This window comes from Clostridium sp. LS3 (assembly GCF_055330225.1).
The window spans coordinates 3597372-3620206 of sequence record NZ_CM143921.1; the positions used below are offsets into that span (position 1 = coordinate 3597372).

The 22835-nt window shown below is 27.9% G+C and carries 23 protein-coding genes; 7 read left to right on the forward strand and 16 right to left on the reverse strand.

Features of this window, described 5'->3' with window-relative positions; genetic code table 11:
- Positions 1-294: 294 nt before the first annotated feature.
- From ACZJV1_RS16930 to ACZJV1_RS16940, 3 genes are all read right to left on the reverse strand, one after another.
- Positions 295-531, reverse strand: a complete 237-nt coding sequence (locus ACZJV1_RS16930) for a Veg family protein (RefSeq protein ID WP_322413704.1) — start codon at positions 529-531, stop codon at positions 295-297.
- A 259-nt stretch (positions 532-790) separates the two neighbouring features.
- Complete coding sequence (gene yabG, locus ACZJV1_RS16935) at positions 791-1681, reverse strand: sporulation peptidase YabG (protein WP_411169024.1); 891 nt, start codon at positions 1679-1681, stop codon at positions 791-793.
- Between the two features lie 86 nt (positions 1682-1767).
- On the reverse strand, positions 1768-2769 hold the full coding sequence (locus ACZJV1_RS16940; RefSeq protein WP_463650867.1) for a CotS family spore coat protein: 1002 nt from the start codon (positions 2767-2769) through the stop codon (positions 1768-1770).
- 105 nt (positions 2770-2874) lie between these two features.
- Here ACZJV1_RS16940 and ACZJV1_RS16945 point away from each other — a divergent pair, with 105 nt between their 5' ends.
- A complete protein-coding gene (locus tag ACZJV1_RS16945; protein ID WP_463650868.1) occupies positions 2875-3993 on the forward strand; it encodes a glycosyltransferase family 4 protein in 1119 nt (372 codons plus the stop codon).
- A gap of 62 nt (positions 3994-4055) precedes the next feature.
- Here the strand turns inward: ACZJV1_RS16945 and ACZJV1_RS16950 are convergent, their stop codons facing one another.
- From ACZJV1_RS16950 to ACZJV1_RS16960, 3 genes are read right to left on the reverse strand one after another with little or no spacing between them, the layout of a single operon-like run.
- On the reverse strand, positions 4056-5102 hold the full coding sequence (locus tag ACZJV1_RS16950; protein WP_460289390.1) for a CotS family spore coat protein: 1047 nt from the start codon (positions 5100-5102) through the stop codon (positions 4056-4058).
- Positions 5103-5117: 15 nt separating this feature from the next.
- Positions 5118-5870 (reverse strand): hypothetical protein, encoded by a 753-nt coding sequence (locus ACZJV1_RS16955; protein ID WP_460289391.1) that lies wholly within the window; start codon positions 5868-5870, stop codon positions 5118-5120.
- Between the two features lie 9 nt (positions 5871-5879).
- On the reverse strand, positions 5880-6875 hold the full coding sequence (locus ACZJV1_RS16960; protein WP_460289392.1) for a CotS family spore coat protein: 996 nt from the start codon (positions 6873-6875) through the stop codon (positions 5880-5882).
- 153 nt (positions 6876-7028) lie between these two features.
- Here ACZJV1_RS16960 and ACZJV1_RS16965 point away from each other — a divergent pair, with 153 nt between their 5' ends.
- A complete protein-coding gene (locus ACZJV1_RS16965; RefSeq protein WP_460289393.1) occupies positions 7029-8150 on the forward strand; it encodes a glycosyltransferase family 4 protein in 1122 nt (373 codons plus the stop codon).
- Here ACZJV1_RS16965 and ACZJV1_RS16970 read toward each other — a convergent pair.
- On the reverse strand, positions 8147-9253 hold the full coding sequence (locus tag ACZJV1_RS16970) for an ABC transporter substrate-binding protein (RefSeq protein WP_463650869.1): 1107 nt from the start codon (positions 9251-9253) through the stop codon (positions 8147-8149). The genes ACZJV1_RS16965 and ACZJV1_RS16970 overlap by 4 nt on opposite strands.
- Positions 9254-9390: 137 nt before the next feature.
- Here ACZJV1_RS16970 and ACZJV1_RS16975 point away from each other — a divergent pair, with 137 nt between their 5' ends.
- Entirely contained in the window at positions 9391-10278 is an 888-nt protein-coding gene (locus tag ACZJV1_RS16975) for a LysR family transcriptional regulator (protein ID WP_411169032.1), read from the forward strand.
- Between the two features lie 8 nt (positions 10279-10286).
- Here ACZJV1_RS16975 and ACZJV1_RS16980 read toward each other — a convergent pair whose 3' ends face one another.
- From ACZJV1_RS16980 to ACZJV1_RS16995, 4 genes are all read right to left on the reverse strand, one after another.
- Positions 10287-11252, reverse strand: coding sequence for a polyprenyl synthetase family protein (locus ACZJV1_RS16980; RefSeq protein ID WP_460289396.1), 966 nt, complete (start codon positions 11250-11252; stop codon positions 10287-10289).
- 79 nt (positions 11253-11331) lie between these two features.
- Positions 11332-11844: a Gx transporter family protein gene (locus ACZJV1_RS16985; protein WP_460289397.1), complete on the reverse strand. Its 513-nt coding sequence runs from the start codon at positions 11842-11844 to the stop codon at positions 11332-11334.
- A gap of 9 nt (positions 11845-11853) precedes the next feature.
- Positions 11854-12234: a NusG domain II-containing protein gene (locus ACZJV1_RS16990; RefSeq protein WP_460289398.1), complete on the reverse strand. Its 381-nt coding sequence runs from the start codon at positions 12232-12234 to the stop codon at positions 11854-11856.
- 142 nt (positions 12235-12376) lie between these two features.
- Complete coding sequence (locus ACZJV1_RS16995) at positions 12377-14254, reverse strand: FAD-dependent oxidoreductase (protein WP_411169035.1); 1878 nt, start codon at positions 14252-14254, stop codon at positions 12377-12379.
- A 318-nt stretch (positions 14255-14572) separates the two neighbouring features.
- Between ACZJV1_RS16995 and ACZJV1_RS17000 the strand changes: the two genes are divergently transcribed.
- Both ACZJV1_RS17000 and ACZJV1_RS17005 read left to right on the forward strand, forming a co-directional pair.
- Positions 14573-15004: an FMN-binding protein gene (locus ACZJV1_RS17000; RefSeq protein WP_411169036.1), complete on the forward strand. Its 432-nt coding sequence runs from the start codon at positions 14573-14575 to the stop codon at positions 15002-15004.
- Positions 15005-15117: 113 nt separating this feature from the next.
- Complete coding sequence (locus tag ACZJV1_RS17005) at positions 15118-16161, forward strand: FAD:protein FMN transferase (RefSeq protein ID WP_463652174.1); 1044 nt, start codon at positions 15118-15120, stop codon at positions 16159-16161.
- A gap of 11 nt (positions 16162-16172) precedes the next feature.
- Here the strand turns inward: ACZJV1_RS17005 and eutH are convergent, their stop codons facing one another.
- The 5 genes from eutH to tsaD form a co-directional block, all read right to left on the reverse strand.
- Positions 16173-17255, reverse strand: a complete 1083-nt coding sequence (gene eutH, locus ACZJV1_RS17010) for an ethanolamine utilization protein EutH (protein ID WP_463650870.1) — start codon at positions 17253-17255, stop codon at positions 16173-16175.
- A gap of 108 nt (positions 17256-17363) precedes the next feature.
- A complete protein-coding gene (locus ACZJV1_RS17015; RefSeq protein WP_322459093.1) occupies positions 17364-17774 on the reverse strand; it encodes a carboxypeptidase regulatory-like domain-containing protein in 411 nt (136 codons plus the stop codon).
- A 192-nt stretch (positions 17775-17966) separates the two neighbouring features.
- Positions 17967-19211 (reverse strand): S1C family serine protease, encoded by a 1245-nt coding sequence (locus tag ACZJV1_RS17020; RefSeq protein ID WP_411169038.1) that lies wholly within the window; start codon positions 19209-19211, stop codon positions 17967-17969.
- A 92-nt stretch (positions 19212-19303) separates the two neighbouring features.
- Entirely contained in the window at positions 19304-20332 is a 1029-nt protein-coding gene (locus ACZJV1_RS17025) for an alpha/beta fold hydrolase (RefSeq protein WP_463650871.1), read from the reverse strand.
- A 21-nt stretch (positions 20333-20353) separates the two neighbouring features.
- Entirely contained in the window at positions 20354-21364 is a 1011-nt protein-coding gene (gene tsaD / locus ACZJV1_RS17030) for a tRNA (adenosine(37)-N6)-threonylcarbamoyltransferase complex transferase subunit TsaD (protein ID WP_411169040.1), read from the reverse strand.
- 226 nt (positions 21365-21590) lie between these two features.
- Here tsaD and ACZJV1_RS17035 point away from each other — a divergent pair, with 226 nt between their 5' ends.
- Positions 21591-22229 (forward strand): RusA family crossover junction endodeoxyribonuclease, encoded by a 639-nt coding sequence (locus ACZJV1_RS17035; protein ID WP_463650872.1) that lies wholly within the window; start codon positions 21591-21593, stop codon positions 22227-22229.
- 14 nt (positions 22230-22243) lie between these two features.
- Positions 22244-22831, forward strand: a complete 588-nt coding sequence (locus ACZJV1_RS17040) for a GDSL-type esterase/lipase family protein (RefSeq protein WP_463650873.1) — start codon at positions 22244-22246, stop codon at positions 22829-22831.
- Positions 22832-22835: the final 4 nt, after the last annotated feature.

A 22835-nucleotide genomic window follows, 5' to 3' on the forward strand; every position in this document is an offset into this window, starting at 1 on the left:
AAATAAAAAACTCAAAATTCAACAATTTTACTACTCTTATTTACATTATGGGATTGATTATATTGATAAATGTCGAATTATAATTATAATTTAAGTTTTTTTTACTTTTTTTTAAATAAAATGTTGACATATATTAAAATATGTCGTATTATAAATATGGTTATTGACCATATAACCTCTCATAAATTCTCAATACCCTTTTATACCATAGTTGAAAGATGGAAACCCACCATCTTTCTTTTTTTATATTTTTACAAAAAAATATAGAGCCTCGTTTTTTCGAAGCTCTATTCTCTATAAAGCAAAATATAATTGTACTGTCTTTGTTAATACATCTGAATAGCTGTATGTTACTGTCCTTTGAATATCATTTTCTAGCCTTACTACAAAAATGCTTGGATGAGCACTTTCTATTACTCCGTTGTTTATTAGGATCTTTTTCCTTCCACCGTTTGCTTTTAGAGTAACCTTATCCCCTATATGATCTTCTATATCCCTCTTTATAGCGGCGATAGTCTTTACTTTTTCCATCATAAACACCTTCTTTCTTAATTATATTATACACCCAAACCCTATTTTTGTCAAATAAAATTTATATTTTATCACCTTTAATATAAGTTGTCAATGTAAACTTTTACCTTTTTTAACCCTCTAATATACATTTACTATTATACCTATCTTTAATTTTTTTATACATTTTATATATATTTCTAAGAAACTAGTCACATTTTAGTGCAGAAATTAAAAATCTACTGAGATTTCAGTAGATTTTTAATTAGTTAAAATATTTTTAAATATATGGAGATCTTGGGTATCCCTCTCTATACTTCCCCCTAGTTTGCAATCCTCCAACTCCTTTTATCCCTGTAATTGTATTATCTATAACCTCTATTATAGATACAACTTTATCAATTCTTGTGTATGCTATTTTTTCACATACAAATACCGGATCCAAGCAATGAATTAATACTCTATTAGGAGAACTTGCAAAATTAGCTCCTGCATCTAACATACATTCATAACAACTTTGACAAGCTCCTGCAAAGATGACTAGCTCATCATAACTTGAATTATAATTCCTTAAAGCTTTAACTGAATCTATATAGTATCTTGAATTTCTATAATTATCTAAATTTAAATAGTCATCTGTACTTCTTAAAACACTATCATGTCCTGTTAAAACAACTATATCAGGCTTTATTTCTTTAACTAAATCTACTATTATTTCAGGCTGTTTTCTTTCCGGAATAGATCTACCTACCGCCTCTAAAGACAACTGTTTATAAACTTTAAGGCACATTTCTAGATACTCACTATCACCATCTATATGCAATATCTTCCCTGGCCTTCCAAATATCAATTCTTTATTTTGTTGCACTTTAGAGGATTTACTCCCCCTTGTTAGGCTATTCATTTTACTTATAGCTTCTGTATCCCCTCTCATTGATACCGCTTTTTTTATAGCTTCATCAACTCTTGTATTTAATATTTTTTCTTTGCTTCCAATATATTGCCCATCAACCTTTTCTAAATCTTCTTTTTTTGAATCTGCTATAATTCTAATACTAATTCCCTTTAATACATAAACTGGTCTCCCATTTTCATCTTCTTTGATGTCTATTATTTTAAAGGTGATATCTTTATCATATGACTTTCTAACTACTAAATCTCCTATCTGCATTTTTTACCTCTTAGTATATTGCTTTATATTATCCTATGTCGAATTTTAATTATTTGTACATAAAAAAAGTGCTCACGGCACTTTTTCTAATCTAACTTATATTCTTTTTTGAACTCTTCTAAAAATCTAAGCATAAGTTCCTGCTCACTTATTATAGATTCTATTTTATTTCCAAAAGTATTTTGGCCCCAATTTACTTCATTATAATAATACCTATTTGCAAGTCTCCAATATCTTTGTGGGAACTGTAAATATGCATATAGTACTTTATACTCACAGTCTAAAAGCGGTGAAACTTCATTATAGGACTCTATTATTGCTTTAGCAAAATTAATATCCCAATCAACCCTTTTAAGAACTTTTATCATAAAATTAGATATATCAAAGGTTCTTACTTCTCTTTTACAGTAATCAAAATCAATAACATTACAGCTATTATTTTCATCTATAATTATATTGTGATATGTGAAATCATGGTGACAAAAACTTTTTTCACTTTCTGCTATTTCACATAACTTAATATAATCTGATTCTTCTAATGTTTTTAGAGCCTTTTTACCTATATCTTTATAGAATTCCATTGATTTTAAATATAGCAAGTCAAAATTATTTTTATTATTCTTCTTTCTTACCATATCTCTCATTTTATCAAAGGATTTTATTCTTTTATTCATAAGGTGAGTCCACCTACCCAAATCACTCTTTAACTTAGAATTTTCCGGAGGATCATATCCCTTTGATGCCTCATGTAAGCTAGCAAGAGTCTTTGATGCTAATTTCACCTCGTCTATGTTATGAAAATCACACTCTTTACCATCTATCCATTCTGATAATGTATAAAGATCTTCATTAACTAGGGCGTATGGATCCCCATCTATGTTTAAAAAATACTTATCCACTCCTTTAAAACCATTATTTATTAAATGTTCTTTAGCACCATAAACAAATAATAGCTTTTGAGGCCCATAATTTATCTTTTTTAAGCATCTCTCTCCCTTATTAGTTTTTAAATAATAAACTCCTTTATTCGCTTTTATAACTTCAATTTTAATGTCAAACTGCCTTTCGATTTCAAATTCTCTCATCATAACGCTCACCCCCTTTATATTTATATGACTATATCTATTCTTTTATTAACATTTTATTCCTATCTTTAATATAATAAATTAAAAACAATGTGAAAGGATTAAATCATGAAGATAGGCATAGATGGCAGGGCTGCAAAATGGTATAGAGGGACTGGAATTGGCACATATACTTATCAACTTATAAACAGTATAAATAAGGTTGATAAAATTAATGACTACTTAGTTTTTCTACCTGAACATTCAGCTCTAGATTTAAGTGACAATTTTAAAGTTGAACCAGTAAAGGCCACTTCGAATTCTAACTTTTGGGATGAAGTTAGAATTCCTAATATTTTAAATGATACGAATATAGATATTTATCATGTCCCTCAAAATGGTGTTGGTCTCTCTCCCCACATAAATTGTCACAAAATTATTACATTGCATGATATAATCCCATTGAGAATGCCAGAAACCGTTAGTGATAGATATCTGTATATATTTAATAACGAACTACCTAAAATAATAAATGATTGTGATGGTATTTTAACAGTTTCTGAATTTTCAAAGCAAGATATATCAAAAGAGTTTAATTTTCCACAAGATAAAATTTTTGTTACACATCTTGCTGCTGAGGATATATATAGACCATTAGATAAGTATGAATGCAAGAAAATAATCGAAAAGGAATATGGCATAAAGGATGATTTTGTTCTTTATGTAGGTGGATTCAGCCCTAGAAAAAATATATTAGGACTTATAGAAGCTTTTTCTCTTATTTCTAAAAGCATAAAAAGAAACTTAAAATTAGTTATAACAGGAAAAAAGGGAATTTCATATGAAATATACAAAAAAAGAACTATAGACCTTGATATAGAAAATGAAATTATTTTTACTGATTTCATTCCCCTTGAAAGTTTGCCTATTTTTTATAATGCATCTGAATTATTGGCATATCCATCCTTTTATGAGGGTTTTGGATTGCCTCCACTAGAAGCCATGGCTTGTGGCACACCTGTGATAGCTTCTAATGTAACTTCTCTCCCAGAAGTTTGTAGTGATTCAGCTTTACTTATCAATCCCTATAATATAGATGAGTTGATTTGTGCAATAGAAAAAGTTTTGACAGATGATTCACTTAGGTTAGAAATGATTAAGCAAGGACTTGTTAAGAGTTCTAACTACTCTTGGAATATAACTGCTGAAACTACCTTAAAAGCTTATGAAAAAGTTATTAAATCTTAAAATAATAAAACAAAACTAAAAGGACATCTTCTTAAGATAATAAGTGATGTCCTTTTAGTCTATTAATAAAAATATTCATTCATCTCTAATATAAAACTATTTATGAAATCTAATCTATAATTTTCATTGCTAATCTTATCCTTTAGCCTATTTATAAATACTTCATATTCCCATTTCTTTTGTTTATAGTAATAATCTCTTGATATTGTAACAAAGTCTTTTGGAAAACATAAAATTGCATATATTAATTTTATCTCTTGTTTATCTAATTTTTCTATAGAATTATATGAATCTATTATGGATTTAAACTTATTAATTTCGTAGCAACTATTTTTTATTACCTTAATAGAATAGTTAGCTATATCCAATGATCTAGTATCTATTTTACAATAATCGAAATCTATTATTTTAATCTTATCTCCATCAACGATAAAGTTATGATGCGCTAAGTCATTATGGCATAGAACTCTTTTATTATAATCTTCTAAAATGAAATTATATTCACACATAGCTAAAAGCTCCATAGATTTCTGTATTTGATTAATATTGCTATCTACATTCTCTAAAAATATTTTATCAAATTCACTTTTATGCCTAAATCTTTCAACATATCCTTTAATACTCACCAAATCTTCCTTAGCTTTACTAAATTGATATGGTAAATATTCGCCTAAGTTTCCCTTAATAACTTCTCCACTTAATTTATTAAATATTCCCTTTGAAGCTTTATGCATACTTGCTATACTTTTTGAACACATTTCAATTTCTACTGGATTAGTAAATGTAGCCTCTCTTCCTTCTATCATATCTAATAATACATAAGTTTTATCACCAAATTTATAAGTTATATCTCCTTTGTCACTTATATAATAACTAAGTACATCACTATATTCTTCAGATATATATTTTAGGGCTTCATTTATAAATTTTATTCTGTCTTCACTTGAATCTGTGATCTTTAATATCTTCTTCCCTTTATTAGTTAGTAAAACAAATACCTTTCTTAGTGGTATTATATCTTCTATCTCTAAGGATAGTTTTCCTAAAAATTCTTCATTTAAGTCATATTGACACAATATATCCTTATCTACATATCTAAATTTATTCATTTCTTAGATCCCCCATTAAATTATTAAACACCTAAAATCCATACTCTTTGCTTTACTTAAGCTCTCTAAAACTTCATTTTCACTCAACTTTGTTTTTCCAATTATATATTTTTCTAAAACCCTTAGTTCCTCATTTGGATAAGAACTTAGTGCCCTTAAATATTCTCTGCTATCAACTCCTAAATTTTCCTCATTAACATAAAAATCTATTATTTTTTCTATACTTATATCTATATCTTTTCTCTTCATTTTCTTTATATATGAATATATATCATGTTCTTTAATGTTGTATGTTAAATATTTTATAGTTCCTATAAATATTTTATTATCATCTGATATAGTTAAATTACTTTCATCTACTCTACTTAAGCAAATTTCATAGTTTTTCATACTTCGTTCAATTAATTTTCTATAGTTATTAGAGTATAAATGATTTAATGCTTTCTTACCTTTATTTAGCAAGAGTTCTCCATTTTTTATTAAATAAAAATCTATTGAATTTAAACTATCTTTATTTTCTATTTCTTTAAGATACCTATTAATTAAAAATATCTGTGCAGTATAATTATCAATCTCTCTTCCAATAGAAGCTCCTATTCTAGGTAATAAATTTTCCTTATATTCCCCTATTTTATTATGAAAACAAATTATATTTTCAACTTGTTTCAATATATCATCAGAACTTTTATACTTAGATTGATTTACTTTGTCATTTACTATATAAATATTTTTTTCTTCTAGATATGACTTTAGTTCTAAACTTTGCATTTCATCACCTCAACTAAAGAAATTATCAACAAATTTTTCTCTTTCATTTCTATCTCTTAAATATTTGTTTATCTTATTAACTAAAAATTCCTCTCCCCAGGGTTGCTGCTCCCAATAATATTGAAGACCAATTTGCCAAAAACCTTGAGGGAATCTAATAAAGCCTTTCATAAGTCTTATTTCTTCATCGTATAAAGAGTGCGTTTTAGAGTAATTCTCTAATATTAATTGGGCTTTATCGTTATTCCAATTTCCATCTTTCATACTTCTAATTAATAGCGATGCTAAATCGTGTATATGTGAGTCTAGCATACAATAATCAAAATCTATTATATTTAACTCTCCGTTAGTATCTATCAATATATTATGATTAGCATAATCATGATGGCAAAAGCCTCTTTTTAGCACCTCTTTATTCATTATCTCTATATATCTATTTGATTTTATCTCATCTATTGCTTTCTTTCCTCTATCCAGCTCTTCATTTATAGTATTTAAATATATATTATCGAATTCAGATTTATAAGCTTTTTGATAAATTCTATTTTTGAAATCTAGTATTTCATTGCATCTTGTTTCAAACACAGTAATCCAAGAATACCATCCTATTCTAGGCATCATATTTTCATTTAAAGTAAAGCATTCACTACACTTATGCAATTCTCCAAGTTTTTTTGCTGCTAATCTTAAATCATCTAAATTTTTATAGTTACAATTTCTAGAGTTAATCCATTCTGTTAAATATGCATAACAATTTCCAAGTTTTATATAACCAAAGTCATCTTTCGTACTAATAATTTTAGGTATTTTATTAAAACCTCTCTTTTCTAAATGCTTTATAGCTGAAAATATAAAATAAAAATGAGGAAATTGGTACTTAACTACTTTAATACCATACTCTCCCTCATTCGTTTTAAGTCTATAACTATTTTTAACCTTTTCTATACTATCTATATTTAAGGAATACTCAGATTGAATCTTATTTTTTATATATGAAATCTCCATGTAATTCTCCTTAAGACTTATTCTATGCCATTATATGAAAATACATATTTTATTGTGTTTACTATCACATAATTAAATTATTAATAATATCCTGTTATATATAATGAAAATCATAATATCTATAATATATAGGATAATTTTAGGAGGATTACTATGAAAATATCTATAGATGCCAGAGGTATCAATTTATATAACGGAACTGGTATTGGAACTTATACAGAAAATCTAGTTACCGAATTGCTTAATATAGATAATAAAAATAATTATTCATTATTTTGGACAGGGAAAAACTATGAAAGATTTAAAAAAGAAAATAGTAAAATAATATTTACCTCTAAAAAACATGGTGGATTTTATGAGAACTACTATTTTCCCAACTTCATAAAAAATAATGATATCCAAATTCATCATATTCCTCAAAATGGAATTGGATATTGTGAAAATTATGAGAACAATTGTATAGTTACTATTCATGACTTAATTCCATATACTTTACCAGAAACTACTGGTAGAGGATACTTAGAGAGATTTTTAAGAAATATGCCTTCTATAATAGATAACTCTAAAGGAATACTTACAGTTTCTGAGTATTCTAAAAGGGATATTTTAAAGTTTTTTAATCATATTCCTGAAGAAAAAATAATTGTTACTCCTTTAGCCGCTAACTCAAATTTTAAACCATTGGATAGAGCCCAATGTAGAAACTATATTAAAGAAAAATTTAATTTTGATAAACCATATATACTATACATAGGTGGATTTAGTGCACGTAAAAATGCTAGAGAACTTATTTTAGCTTTTGATAAAATAAATAAAGATTTAAAAGAGCCTCATATATTGCTTTTAGCTGGCTCTATTAAAGATGAAGGAAAAAAACTTGTTAATATGGTAGAAAAGTTATCATCCAAGGAAAATATACTCTTTACAGGATTTATAGAAGATTCCCTTTTACCTACACTATATAATGGAGCTGAAGCTTTTGTTTATCCTTCACTTTATGAAGGATTTGGCCTCCCCCCATTAGAAGCAATGAGTTGTATGACTCCTGTTATAACCTCTAATATAACTTCTATCCCTGAGGTTACTGGAGATGCTTGTATATTAATAAATCCTTTTAATATGTCTGATCTTGAAAGTGCCTTGTTAAATCTACTAAATAATAATGATCTAAAATTAGATTTATCTAAAAAAGGATATGAAAGAAGTCTCCAATTTTCTTGGAGACAAACTGCCATGAAAACATTAGAGGCCTATGAAAAAATACTTAGGCTCTAATGGTATATATCATAAACTATATCTTTAAAAAGCTCATAGTTCGTTATTTCAGGTGCCCTTTCTACTATATTACTTAATACTAAGAAAGGGTTGTTTCCTGAATTATCCACATTTTCATTTAACTGTTTTATCTTTAATGAATATAAGGAACTTGGAACAAAATTAGAATTTAATAATTCCTTGGAAAGTAGCTCTTTATTAGTAGCAGCATATGAAATAAAACTTTTTATAGCTTCTTCATTGTCAATTTTTAATGCTACTAAGTTTTCACCACCTATATCATAAAATCTATTTTCACCTATATTAAATGTTGGAGGGTTCCTACATTCCCATACCCCATCTATATTTGAATCATTTAACTCCTTATAAAAATTTAAAGAATCTAATCTACATATATAATTATTATCATTCGTAAAATTACTATTATATATTGAATTTATATTATCTATAATTTCCCTATTTGAATAATTTTTATTTTGTAAATCTACTAATTGAGCCGCTAATAAAAGATTTATATTGTCTCTATCCTTGCTTGAGAATATACTTATTTCACCATTACTCTTATTATATATATCGCTTCCTATTTTTAATAATTGTTCCCAAGTACTAACATCCTCTACGCTATATCCAAATTCGCTTAATATATCACTTCTTAAAAACAACCCTATTGGATTAGATGTAAAAGGAACTGCGTAGTAATTGTCATCTATTTTCACTTCTTGCAGCCTACTTTTATTAAAATTTTTACTATATGTTTCTATTATTTCTTTATTCTCTGCTGTAAAATTAATCTTATCCTTTATATTGTCTATCTCCATAAAGTTTAAATGAACTATATTAGGTAACAATTTTTTTTCTGTATTTAAAATTTTATCTAGATAATCCTCTTCTTTTATACTAACTACTTCTATATTAACTCTTTTATTATTCTTTTTGAATTCCCTTGAAATGGAATTAAAATAGGAAAAATACTTATCGTTTGTCCATATAACTATATCTCCTTTTATTAAACTAGTATTAGATTTACTTATAAATACACTTATTCCTCCCATAATAAATACTATTATTAATAAATAAACTATTATTTTCTTTCTAATCTTCATTTTTAACACATCCTAAAATTATATCTAATAAAATTATACTCTATTCCTATACATTTATTAATATTAAATAATTTTGCTTTCTAAAGATTATTATACTATAATAATTAAATATACAGATTATTAGTTAGGAGATTGTTATGCATATAGATAATTTAAATTATTTTTTCCAAGTTGCTAATTCTAAAAGTATTTCAACTGTAGCGAAAAATGCACATCTATCCCAATCTGCACTAAGTCAACAAATACTAAAATTAGAAAATGAGTTAAATGTAAAACTATTAAATAGAAGTAATAAAGGTGTTACCCTAACTACTGAAGGAGAAATTCTATTTAAGCATTGCGAAACTATACTTAGTGCTTATAATAAAATGCAAGAAGAGATATTAAGCTCTATTAATAAAAAAAAATACATATCAATTGAAGCTGTGGAATCAATAAGTCTGACTATTTTACCAGTAGCTATATCTAAGCTGAAAAAAGTATATGATTTCTACACAATAAATTCAGATACTATTGAATGCTGCTCAAACATGAATTTACCTAATAATATTTGTGATATTTATATATGTTATAAAAAGCCTGAAGAATTTGAAGGCATTATAACAAAGCAAATAGGATTTGACGAAATCGTTTTGATAAGCAATTCTAATTTCCCAATTAACACTATAAAAAAGGAACAGCTATTTGATTTGCCACTAATATTTACTTTTAATAAAAGTTGCTTAAAAAATTCACTATATTCAGCCTTAAACTTTAATGAAGAAGATTTAGAGCATGTAAATATTCTTTATAGTTCTAATTCTTATTTTTCGGCTTTAAATGGCGTATTATCAAGTAAAGCTGTAGCTTTTATACCTATGAGTATATATAATAACTACTGCTCTACAACTAATATAAAGAGAATTAAAATAGAAGACTTTTCAGTTTCACTTCCAATATACATAAGCTATACTGAATCATTTTATAAAACTAATTCAGACTTTATTAAATCATTAAATAACATATTAAAGGGTTACTTATCCTAAGTAACCCTTTAATATGTTCTTAATAATAGCCATTCTGCTATTTCTTTTAATACATTCTTATATTCATTTTCAGGAAGTTTATCTATACCCTTAAAGCATTTTTTCATATACTTTCCAGCTAAATCCTTAGCCATTTTAATTCCATCATTTGCTTTAACTAAGTCTATTATTTTGCCTATCTCTTCTTCAGTATAAAAGTCTTTTTCTAAAATTTCTTCAAATGAAGATTTATTATTTTTATATGCATATATAAACGGAATTGTATATATTCCTTGCTTTAAATCATTTGCTGCAGACTTCTTAATACTTTTATCGCTACCCTCATAATCTAAAATATCATCTATTATCTGAAAGGCCATCCCTAAATTATGTCCTATATTTCCAAGTTCCCTACAAATCTTATTATCTGCATCACATTCAGCTGCACCCAAATATAGTGATATTGAAAATAATTCAGCAGTCTTTCCTGATATTCTACTCAAATAGTCTTTTACAGATAATTTCATAGAAAATCTTGAATTTAACTGATTAACTTCTCCCATACAAATCTTTGACATTGCTCTTGAATCCATTTTTATAGCCTGTAATGAAGAATTTGTTGCTAAGATTTTAAAACATACACAGAAAAGATAATCTCCTATATAAACAGCATAATCCTTTCCATACTTAGATTGAATAGTTTCTTGTCCTCTCCTAAGCTTTGAATCATCTATAACATCATCATGTACTAATGTTGCCATATGTAACATTTCTATTACTGCTGCAGTTGGAATAGACTTTTCTTTATCAGGATTTCCAAATTTTGATCCTATTAAAACAAAAGCAGGTCTTAATAACTTACCACCTGATTCTATTAATTCTAATATGGAGTTTTCAATCCTTTTGTCTTTGCATTTAACATTTTTTTTCATTAAATTTATTACACAAACAAGTTCTTGCTTTAATTCAGGATACTTATTCCAAATCTTGTCCATTATAATCCACCTTCTTAGTGACAATCTAAATAATATATTTAGTATTATTTCACCTAGTTAATATAATTATTTTCCCCTGTTATCTAAACATCGGTAATTTCTTTAAGTGTTCCACAACGTAATTTGCAGTTATTCCAATAAAGATACCTGTAACTATACCTACTGTTGATAGTATAGGTAAATATAGCATAACTCCTATGTTTCTAACTATTAATGATGCAATTACCAGCTGTCCAACATTATGAAATATTGCGCCTGCTGAGCTTACACCTATAATACTAACTTTATCTTTAAATAAGTCCTTTACAAAAACCATTGCAAGGAAACTTAAAATTCCACCTGTTGCACTATACATAAATGATGATAAATTACCACCAAACATTGTTGCTAATGTAAGCCTTAAAAATAATACTAAAAAAGCATCTTTTTTGCTATTTAAAGTATATAGAGCAATAACAGTAATTAAATTTGCTAATCCTAGTTTAGCTCCTGGTGTTACAAAAGGTACAGGAATCATTCTCTCAAAAATATGTAATACTAAGGCTTGAGCTACTAACAATCCTATATATACTATTTTACTAGTCTTTTTCATAACTCCTCCTTAATGTGATAGTATAATATCATCTTCACTTTTTCCTTTTATTTCAATCATAACTTTATGAGGAAGGCATACTAAGCTTTGTCCTGCTTTATCTATATACTCTGGATTCATACATACTTTATCAGCGCAATCTGCCTCTATTATACCTATTTTATCATCCTTTATCTTTATAATATTTAGTCCTTCTTTGGTTTTTAATTCTATAATGTCCTCACCTCTATGCTCAGATAAAGGAACATTCTTATATAATTTTCCAGCAATCGTTATTTCTGCATATGTATTGCTATACCCCCTACCTACTGAAGCACCTAAAATAATCTCAGGTAAAAAGGATAATAACATTAGCACTGCTATTATAACAAAATCTAATTTTTTAAACATAAATTTATCATCTCCATTATAATATAATTGGATGAATTTGTAACATAAACTTTTGTAATTTTATAAGGTAGAGCAAAAACTCTACCTCATAAAATCTTTATGCAATATGAGAATATTTTTAACTAATAATCCCTATATCATTCTATTTATATATTGGTTGCTTCTTGCCATGCCAGAAATTATCTGCAAGCCTAGTAATCCATGGCATTATATAATAATCTAATCCAAATGTTCTACCTGCACCACCCATTAATGCAATTGAACCAAAGAAGAACCATAAAATATCCCAACCAGCCATAGCACATAAAATAAAGTTTACTACCATACCAGCTGATACTCCACTACATATAAATGTAAATAATCCAGCAATTAAACATAATCCCATTCCTATTTCCATTAATACGACAATTCTTTGGAACCATACAGCTACTTCAGGATTTGGCATCATTACTTGCATTATTGCTGAATACCAACCTGGAATTTCCTTTATAATTGGTTTTGCAAATTCTGCTGCAGCTTCTCCAGCTGAAGCTCCTGCTGATGCTCCTGAAGTTGCATCTTGTAACCAAGTAAATGGCATTTTAACATTTCCAGCCTTAGTCCAGCTATCAGCACCAATAGTTACTCTGTTAAAGAAATCGCTTATGTTATTAGCTTTCCACATTGAATCCCATGTACCTTCACCAAGTAATTTCTTTAAACCTTCAATTAACCATAATGATCCTATATATAATCTTAATGGAACTAACCACAATCTATTTGCCTTAGATGATAAATGACCTCTCATTATAGATCTTCTATCTTCCATAGTAAAGAACTCATGTTGTAGGTAACTATATATAGCATGAACATCATTTACTTCAAATAAATAATGTATATTAACTAAATGTTTCATTATCATTGCAAAGAAGCCTGATAATTTAAGTCCCATTAAGTTAGCAACACAATATCTTCCACCAATTGAAACCATAAATCCATGATATTTTCCTGAGAACTTTTGCATTTCTTTATTTTCTATTGATGCAATTATATTTTTAACTACTGTATCTGCTGTTTGAACTGCAGCTTCAACTATTTGAGGAGTTCCTTTTCCTGCTTCTTCTTCAAAATAAGCCATATCTCCAACTACAAATACATCTTTCTTTCCAACAGCTTGCATAAACTCATTAGTTTGTAATCTTCCTGCTCTAGCTGTATCTAATCCATACTCTTTAGAATCTTGATTTGCTTGTATTCCACAAGTCCATATTAATGTTCTTGTTTTAATTTCTTGTCCACTCTTAAGTATTATTTTATCCTCAGTTACTTCTGTAATTGGAGAGTTCTTTAAAATCTCCATACCATGCTTAACCATATATTTTTCTGCTTTATCTGCTTGTTTTCTATCTAACATATTTAAGATAGTTCCCATAGCTTCTACAACTTTTAGAGTGACTTCGTTTTCATCAACATTATACTCTCTTGCTAATCTACTTTTCCATTCTAAAAGTTCTCCAGCCATTTCTATACCAGTAAATCCTGATCCTGCAACTATAAATGTAAGCATTTCTTTTCTCTTACCAGCATTTCTTTCTAAGCTTGCCTTAGCAAACATGTCTTGTATATGCTTTCTTATTTTTAGTGCATCTTCAAATGACCATAAAGTGAATCCATTTTCTTTTACTCCAGGCACTCCGAAAAATGCTGGTTCACTACCTGTACCTATTACTAAGTAGTCATATGAATATTCTCCATGTGTTGTTTTAACTACTTTCTTATCTGTATCAACTTTTTCTATAAAGTCAGTAACTACGTTAACTTTTGATTTTCCAAAAATTTTGCATAGTTCTACTTGAACTGATTCAGGGTGAACTCTTCCCCCTGCAACTTCATGTAATTCTGTCATTAATGTATGATATGGATTTCTATCTATCAATGTAATTTCCACATCATTGTTTTTCTTATACTTCTTAGCTAGCTTTTTAGCAGTACGTACACCACCATATCCAGCACCAAGAACAAGTATCTTATTTTTTGACATGTTGCACATCATCCCCTCATTATAAATAATTCTAAAATAGCATATTTAATTCTATACACTATTTTATAATATGTCTATATAGGTCACATTATTTTTTGTGGTTTTTTTAACAATTTTTTTCAAGAAAAATAAACCTATATTTGAGCTTAAACCCTTATGTTACAATAAGTTGTACTGATTGTATATTTTTTAACGTTATCAGTTTTTCTTATGTATTATAAGAAATTTGAATATCAACTTATCTTAATATTGTGTATAATTATTTAGTAATTGGAAATATTTCAATATTTTAAAATAAGTTTAAGGGGGATTTTATCAATGAAATCAAGAAGAATTATAAGCTTATTAGCAGTTGCTGCATTAGCTACTACTGTATTTGTAGGATGCGGAGACAAAAAAGAAGAAGCTAAAAAAGAGGCTGGATTAAAAAACGGAACATATAAAAAAGAATCAGAAGCTGATGACAGAGGATACAAGGGATCTATAGAAATCGAAGTTAAAGATGGAAAAATAGCTACAGTTAAATATGATGAAGCTAGTGATAAAGACGGTAGCAAGCTTACTAATGAAGGCTACAATACGTCAATGAAAGAAAAAAGTAAGACTAATCCAAAAGAAGCTTTCCCAAAATTAGAAGCTTCATTAGTTGAAAAGCAAGATGCTTCTAAAGTTGATGTAGTAACTGGTGCTACAAATTCAAGTAATCAATTCAAAACTTTAGCTGAAAAAGCTTTAGAAGGTGCTAAATAATAATTAGTAACATATTAGACTTTAGGTTTTTACCTAAAGTCTTTTGTATTTTTAAAGTTTTTTATTTATAATATATATAGTAAACGACATATTATTTAGGAGGATCAATTATGATGAAAAAGCATTTAAACCTTTTCACTATATCTATTTTGTTAATTTTTTCTCTTTCACTTTTGACTAGTTGTTCAAAAGATAACAAAGCCTCTGAGCCCCTTTCTAAAAGCGAACTTTTAATGGGAACAGTTGTTAGTGTTACTCTTTACGATAATAAAGATGAGAAAATTTTAGATGAAGTTTTTAACAAAGTTAAAGAGTTGGAAAGCACTTTAAGTATTAATGAAAATGGTACATTAGTAGATAAAATTAATGAATCTGCTGGAATAGAGCCTGTTAAAGTAGATCCCGATACATATACATTAATAAAAAAAGGGGTAGAGTATTCTAAGCTTTCTAATGGACTATTTGATATAACAGTAGGTCCTATAGTTAAACTTTGGAATATCGGCTTACCAGAAGCTAAAGTTCCTACTCAGGAAGAAATAAATTCAAAACTTCCACTTATTGGTTACAACGATTTAGAGTTAAATGATACTGAGAAAACTATATTTCTAAAAAGAAAAGGTATGATGATCGATCTTGGTGGTATAGCTAAAGGATATACTGCTGATGTTATTTCTAACATACTTTCAAATAATAATGTTAAAAGTGCAATTATAGATTTAGGTGGAAATATATATGCTCACGGTGAAAAAGTTAATAGTGAGTCCTGGAAAATAGGTATTCAAAATCCATTTTCCGATCGTGGTGATATAATTGGTACCATTACAGTAAAAAATAAATCTATAGTTACTTCTGGTATTTACGAAAGATATATTGAAAAAGATGGAGTTAAATATCACCATATATTAAGTCCCCAAAATGGCTATCCATATGATAATGAAATTGCTGGAATAACCATTGTAAGTGATAAATCAATTGATGGTGATGCTTTATCAACTTCTGTTTTTGCAATGGGTGTTGAGGAAGGAATGAAGTTTGTAAATACTTTACCAAATACAGATGCAATCTTTGTAACAAAAGATAATAAAATTTATATTACTGATGGAATCAGAGATATATTTAAATTAACTAATACAGATTTTACATTAGCTAATTAGTCTAAAAAGAGTTAAGAAACTTTTCTTAACTCTTTTTTACTTATTTTAAGTGCTAATGCTAGTCCTAAAAATCCACTTATTAGTTTTACTAATACATATACTAATACTATTTCTTTAGCCTCTATGGCAACATATGCTAACTGTCCTCCAAATACATAAGCACCTGAAACTGAGAAGGCTGAACATATTAGTTTTCCTCTATCATCCATCTTATGAAAATCAGTGAATACTATTACTGCTGAAGCTAAACTTCCAATTAATGCAGCAACTGAGTCTGAATTAATATCTAAAATTTTTTCTAAATTACTTATACTATTTCTAAATACTCTTTTTATAATCTCTAGCATTACATTGGCTCCACCTAAAAAAATTGCTATTTTTCCAACTATAGTTAATGTTTCTTCAAGTGGAAGCAAATTATTTATTATTACTATTCCTGTTATTGATGAAAAACCTTGTATTCCTAACCCTATTACCCCTAATATAACAATCATTTTTGCTAAATAAGTAAAGTATTTTATCATTTTATTTGGCTTTCTATATAATCCTGCAGCTACTAATATAGATATTATAATAATAGGTAAAAGATTAATTATTATATTACTTAAATTCATCTTTAATAAAATCCCACCAATAAATAATCCTATTGGCAATGTAACTATTCCACATAGAATACCCTTACATAATATGTTTAAATACTTCTCATCAATAATTCCTAATGCTAATGGTAAAGTAAAACTTATAGTGCACCCTAGTATTGATGATATTAAAATTCCTGAAAAATATATCATTGATTTATCCATAGCTATAGCTTGTGTAATTTTATATCCTCCCATATCGACAGCAATAAACGAAGATATCACTATTGATGGATCTACTAAACTATTTTTAAAAATAGGTAACATATATTTAGTAATACTGTCTGAAATAATAGGTATTATAGAAAGTATTCCTATCATAGATAAAGCTAATGATCCCATACTTTTTACTCCATCTTCTATTCCTTTAAACAAATTAAATCTATTTCCAAATATATAATCTACTACTCCTATTGCAAAGAATACCCCTACTATATATAGCATTATCTTTTCCATATTATCTCCCCTTAATTAATCTAAAACAATTCTACCAAAATTTCTAATAATAAAAAAGCCTCTTAAATTAATTAAGAAGCTTTTTTTTGTTACTACCTATTCAGTTATCTAACAATCACATTCACTTGAGGTTTTGTCTTGAAATAGTTTCGGAGATTTGTGTCCACCATTATCTGGTTTGCCTATACATTTTCCGTTGTATGATGAAGTTTCTAATTCTGCACATCTTATCACTATATTGTCTTTATATATTTTTAGCATATATTTTGTATTTGGACATAGAGGTCCTAATAAAAATTGACCATGACAATCTGTAAAGGTATGAGTTAGTGGATAAGGATATCTACATCCATCAACTATTTGTAATAATTTTACTACTGCGTCTGCTACAGGCATTCTGTTACTGTCCAAAACTGTTCCAAATATAACTGATCTCTTCTCCTCTGGTAATCTAACGATTGCTTCTATTTGTTCATTACACCCTGTTTTTAATTCGCATGATGCTATTCTTCCGCTCATAACTTTGCCTCCTAAGTTTAAATTTTAAATTCTCATAGTATAATCTATTCCGTTATCCATAAATTGTGATTTAAGTAATAATAGTTTTAATAAAAAAAGACTAGTCTTAATAAAATATACTCTATCTTTAGATATATTTTATTTCTAAATACTAGTCTTTTTAATATTTAAGTTATTAATACTATATAACTATTATTGTTTTGCTTCTAATTGAACATCGAAAGTTTTATTTTCACCATTTCTAACAGCTTCTACTTTAACTACGTCGCCGTCCTTTTTAGTATTCTTAATAGTTCTTAATTCATTAAATGTCTTAACTCTTTGTCCATCGAATTTAACTATTATATCCCCACTCTTTAATCCTGCCTTTTCTGCCGGAGAAAAATCTGATACTTCAACTATATATAACCCTTCTTGCATATCATATTGCTTTGCAAGTTTTTGATCTATTTCTCTTATTGATACCCCTAAATTTAATATTGGTTTAGATAAAGCATCTATTCTATCTTTAACTTCATTTATTGGAATTGAGAATCCTATTCCTTCTGCTCCACCTGACATTTTTAATGTATTTATTCCTACTACCTCACCTTTAGTATTTATAAGTGGTCCTCCACTATTTCCAGGATTAATAGCTGCATCTGTTTGTATTAAATTAAGTTTAACTCCATTACTTGTTTCAACAGTTCTATTAACAGCACTAACAAGTCCTCCTGTTATAGTTTGGTTAAAATCTTTAGATAAAGGTGTCCCTATAGCTAAAACTTGTTCTCCTGGTTTTAATACATCAGAATCACCTAGTTGAACTATTGCTGGTACCTTAATATTATCATCATTTAGCTTTAACATTGCAATATCTTGATTTTCATCATAATTAATAACTTTAGCTTTTACATCCCTACCATCAGATAAAGTTACAACAACTTCTTTTGCTCCTTTTATAACATGGTAATTAGTTAGTATGTAACCTTCCTCATTTATTATAAATCCTGATCCAATACCATCTACTTGTTGAGGTATAATTCCACTATAATCTGTTACTCCATTTGCTGAAACAATAACTACTGCTGGAGCAACTTTTTCGAAAGCCTCACTTGCAGTTAGTGCCCCTTCTTGAGTATTAAATGTTTGCGGATTAGGTGTAAGGTTACTAGATTGATTCTTTATATTACTATCCTTCATTCCATAATATATACTTCCTCCACCTATAATTCCTCCTAGAAGACCTGCTATAAGCGCTATTGCTATTATTTTAAAGCTTCCCTTTTTCTTTTCCTTTTTATTATTCCCATTACTTTTATTCATATCAAAAGTAGTATTTTTTTCTAGTAATGTATCTTCCTCAATATAATCTTCCTTTGTAGTATTCTCTAAAGAAGACCTTTCATTACTAACCTCTTCATAATTGTCTACATCATATATGTTATTATCACTCATCACAAACTCCTCCTAAGCATTTATAAATCACTTTTACAGTTATTAATATACCCCTTTTTTGTGACAATTATATGACATATACTCTATAGTAATTAATTCTTATTTATTTTTTTCTCTGCTCTTTCAATTTCATTTGCTTGCTTAACAACTTGCCTTATTCCTGTTATAACTGCGTCAGGCTCGTACATAGATAATATATTGCTTTTAGATGTAGTATTATATACCTTTGTTAAAGATTCATCTCCTAGTGATTTTAACTGTTCCTGACCTTCTTTAGCTATTAAATAATATGGCTTTCCACTAAATACGCTATCTTCTTGACTATTATTTTTCCCACTAGTTATATTCTCTAACTCATTGCAAACTGCACTTGTATAATCTCTTTTTGTTCTATGTACTTTAAATTCTTCTAAATTTATTTCATCTAGTTTACTTTCAAATTCTTCTGTATCACAAGCCAAATTCAATTTGTATATTAATGTAGTAAATCCTATGCTTGAACCAACCTTTTCTATATCTCTTCTTATATTCTCTACAATAAGACTCTTTCTAAATTCATCAGTATTAATACTATCCTCAACTAACGGATTTACTAAAACAACCCCTGCTACTAAATCTGGATAAGCCTTTGCAAACTCAGTTAACACTAAGCTTCCATATTCTTCTCCAACTAATATATAGGGAGCTGGAGCAGCTGACTTTCTAAGTAATATTCTTAAATCCTCTGCTTGTTCTTTTGGAGTTCTTATGCTACCACCATCACTATATCCATATCCTCTTCTATTATAAACAAATGTAGTTATATCACTATAATCTGTAGTTAACGTATCTGTTATACTATTCCATTGATTTAAGTTAGCTCCTATATTTCCATCAAATATAACAGTATATTTTCCCTCACCACTCATTCTATAATCTAATCTTTTATCGTCTACTCTAGCATAATCTACTCTTTGCTTAAGTTTTTCTTTTGCTACGAAGTTACTTATTCTTTGATACAGGAATCCTATAGTAATTAATATTCCTATGCCTACTACTACATTTCTTATTATATCCTTTGGCTTTAATTTATTTTTCATATTTACCTTATAAACACCATTTGAATGTGGTAAAAGTTTCACGATACCACTCCCCCTTATAGATTATAGCTTTAAATTTGGCTTTGCATTTATATCTAAAGAACTATCTTCTCCCCTAATAAAATTAAAATAAGCTGCACTACCTATCATAGCTGCATTGTCTGTACATAATATTGGTGAAGGAAATAATACGTCTATCCCTTCTTCTTCTGCTGCCTTAATAAGAGATGCTCTAAGTGCTGAATTTGATGCTACACCACCAGCTATTGCAATTTTATTAACCTTCTTTTTCTTACAAGTTTTTAATACATTTTGTTTTAACACATCAACAACAGCCTTTTGGAATGATGCCGCAACATCAGCTTTATTTATTTCTATATTTTGCATTTTACATTTATTTAAATAATTTAATACAGCTGATTTTACTCCACTAAATGAAAAATCTAGTGTTTCATCATGAAAATTAGCTTTCGGAAATTCTATTGCATTTTCATTTCCTTCTTTAGCTAATTTATCTATTTTAGGGCCTCCCGGATATCCTAATCCTAGAGCTCTTGCAACCTTATCATAAGCTTCTCCAGCTGCATCATCCCTTGTTTGCCCTATAACGTCATATTCACCATAATTCTTAACATGAACTATAAAGGTATGTCCTCCTGATACTACTAAGGATACGAAAGGAGGCTTTAAATCCTTATGTTCTATATAGTTAGCACAAATATGACCTTCTATATGATTTACTCCAACTAAAGGCTTTTTAGCTGCATATGCAAGCCCCTTAGCATATTGTAGTCCAACTAATAAGGCTCCTACTAATCCTGGCCCATAAGTAACTCCAATAGCATCTATATCATTTAAACTTACTCCTGCTTCTTGTAATGCTTCCATTACAACACCATTTACTACTTCTATATGCATTCTAGATGCAACTTCTGGCACTACCCCTCCATATTTTTTATGGGTTTCTATTTGAGAAGCTATTATGTTAGATAGTACCTCTCTTCCATCTTTAACTACAGCTGCTGATGTTTCATCGCAGCTTGATTCTATTGATAATATTAATTTACTTTCCATAACTAATACCTCTTAATCTAATTATATTTATATTAAAATATTACAAATTTATATTTATATTTGTTTTCTTGTTAAAATAAGTTCATTATTGTATATTAAAATAAAGCTTATTTCGTATTATTACCATTGTTTATTATATACTGAATAAACAAATTATTCATTATTTTTTATTAGAATTAATGGATTTTTAAGGATATATTAATATTATTTTAAAGGAGTTTTCATAATGAGTTCTTATGCAAAAGTAATTGTACCAGGTTCACCCATATCTAAATCTAATTTTAAATTACATAATAAGGATGGTAGAGCAATACTTCCTTATAATACTGGAAAAGCTCATGATAGGTATGCACTTTATGAAGAAGAAATTGCATACTATTCCAGAATACAAAATCCAGATATAGTTCTAGAAGAGTCACTTATAGCTGTTCTTAAAGTTTATTATAAGAGTGAAAAAAGGCATCCTGATACTGCCAATATAACTAAAAGTATTTTTGACGGGATTGAAAAAAGCGGTCTCATAGTTAATGATGCGCAAATAAGAAGAATTATTACAGAGGAATTTTATGACAAGGAAAATCCACGTTTCGAATTAGAGTTTTTTGGAGAAAGTGAATTTGAAATTTCTTATTCGATTTTACCCAGAAAAAAAACTAGTCTTAAAAAGATTTATTCTTCAATAAAAAAAGGTGCATCTAAGACATCAAAAAATATTAACTCTAAATCTTCTAGTATTAAATCTGACGATACTACTAAAATATTAATATGCGAATTTTGTAGCAAAAAAATTAATGATAGCAATATTATTAAAGCTAATAGTGGTAAAACATTAATTTGCCGTACTTGTTTTAATAAATTGTTTTAGAAAGGAACTTTTAATTGAATAAAAATTCTTTTATCTTTATTGGAGATAGTTTAACTTATGGATATGGAGTAAATAAGAATGTTAATTGGGTTGAAAAATTAATTAATATTGAACCACTGACTATAATAAATAAAGGTGTAAACGGAAATACAACTACAGATATGTTAAATAGATTTACAGAAGATGTCCTCTACCTTTCACCACAAAAGATTTTCATTATGGGAGGAACTAATGATTTTCTTTCCAATAGACCAATAAATGCAGTATTAGAAAATATAGAATTAATAATAAAGGAGGCATTAACTTTAACTAAAGAAATAATAATAGGAATTCCCCCTACTATATTAAAAGAAGATGCCTACAATTTATTTATGCCTTCTCCTACGTATGATTATTGCGAAAAACAACTTCCTTTACTAAGATGTTGTATAATTGAACTTTGCGATAAATATAATATTAAATATGTTGATTTTTATACTGTTACATTAAACCATTCTCATAATGATATATTTATTGATGGAATCCATTTAAATGCTAAAGGGCAATTATTAATATTTAATGAATTTATAAATTCATTAAATATTAAGGGGAATGTATATTAAAAAT

What these genes read in the sequence shown, in the direction of transcription:
- ACZJV1_RS16955 (WP_460289391.1), bottom strand. Translation starts at nt 5,870, where the DNA reads ATGCAAAGTTTAGAACTAAAGTCATATCTAGAAGAAAAAAATATTTAT.
- ACZJV1_RS17020 (WP_411169038.1), bottom strand. Translation starts at nt 19,211, where the DNA reads ATGAGTGATAATAACATATATGATGTAGACAATTATGAAGAGGTTAGT.
- ACZJV1_RS16995 (WP_411169035.1), bottom strand. Translation starts at nt 14,254, where the DNA reads ATGTCAAAAAATAAGATACTTGTTCTTGGTGCTGGATATGGTGGTGTA.
- ACZJV1_RS16990 (WP_460289398.1), bottom strand. Translation starts at nt 12,234, where the DNA reads ATGTTTAAAAAATTAGATTTTGTTATAATAGCAGTGCTAATGTTATTA.
- ACZJV1_RS16980 (WP_460289396.1), bottom strand. Translation starts at nt 11,252, where the DNA reads ATGGACAAGATTTGGAATAAGTATCCTGAATTAAAGCAAGAACTTGTT.
- ACZJV1_RS16950 (WP_460289390.1), bottom strand. Translation starts at nt 5,102, where the DNA reads ATGAATAAATTTAGATATGTAGATAAGGATATATTGTGTCAATATGAC.
- ACZJV1_RS17035 (WP_463650872.1), top strand. Translation starts at nt 21,591, where the DNA reads ATGAGTTCTTATGCAAAAGTAATTGTACCAGGTTCACCCATATCTAAA.
- ACZJV1_RS17015 (WP_322459093.1), bottom strand. Translation starts at nt 17,774, where the DNA reads ATGAGCGGAAGAATAGCATCATGCGAATTAAAAACAGGGTGTAATGAA.
- ACZJV1_RS16945 (WP_463650868.1), top strand. Translation starts at nt 2,875, where the DNA reads ATGAAGATAGGCATAGATGGCAGGGCTGCAAAATGGTATAGAGGGACT.
- ACZJV1_RS16965 (WP_460289393.1), top strand. Translation starts at nt 7,029, where the DNA reads ATGAAAATATCTATAGATGCCAGAGGTATCAATTTATATAACGGAACT.
- ACZJV1_RS16970 (WP_463650869.1), bottom strand. Translation starts at nt 9,253, where the DNA reads ATGAAGATTAGAAAGAAAATAATAGTTTATTTATTAATAATAGTATTT.
- ACZJV1_RS16985 (WP_460289397.1), bottom strand. Translation starts at nt 11,844, where the DNA reads ATGAAAAAGACTAGTAAAATAGTATATATAGGATTGTTAGTAGCTCAA.
- yabG (WP_411169024.1), bottom strand. Translation starts at nt 1,681, where the DNA reads ATGCAGATAGGAGATTTAGTAGTTAGAAAGTCATATGATAAAGATATC.
- ACZJV1_RS16940 (WP_463650867.1), bottom strand. Translation starts at nt 2,769, where the DNA reads ATGATGAGAGAATTTGAAATCGAAAGGCAGTTTGACATTAAAATTGAA.
- tsaD (WP_411169040.1), bottom strand. Translation starts at nt 21,364, where the DNA reads ATGGAAAGTAAATTAATATTATCAATAGAATCAAGCTGCGATGAAACA.
- ACZJV1_RS17005 (WP_463652174.1), top strand. Translation starts at nt 15,118, where the DNA reads ATGAAAAAGCATTTAAACCTTTTCACTATATCTATTTTGTTAATTTTT.
- ACZJV1_RS16960 (WP_460289392.1), bottom strand. Translation starts at nt 6,875, where the DNA reads ATGGAGATTTCATATATAAAAAATAAGATTCAATCTGAGTATTCCTTA.
- ACZJV1_RS17000 (WP_411169036.1), top strand. Translation starts at nt 14,573, where the DNA reads ATGAAATCAAGAAGAATTATAAGCTTATTAGCAGTTGCTGCATTAGCT.
- ACZJV1_RS16930 (WP_322413704.1), bottom strand. Translation starts at nt 531, where the DNA reads ATGGAAAAAGTAAAGACTATCGCCGCTATAAAGAGGGATATAGAAGAT.
- ACZJV1_RS16975 (WP_411169032.1), top strand. Translation starts at nt 9,391, where the DNA reads ATGCATATAGATAATTTAAATTATTTTTTCCAAGTTGCTAATTCTAAA.
- eutH (WP_463650870.1), bottom strand. Translation starts at nt 17,255, where the DNA reads ATGGAAAAGATAATGCTATATATAGTAGGGGTATTCTTTGCAATAGGA.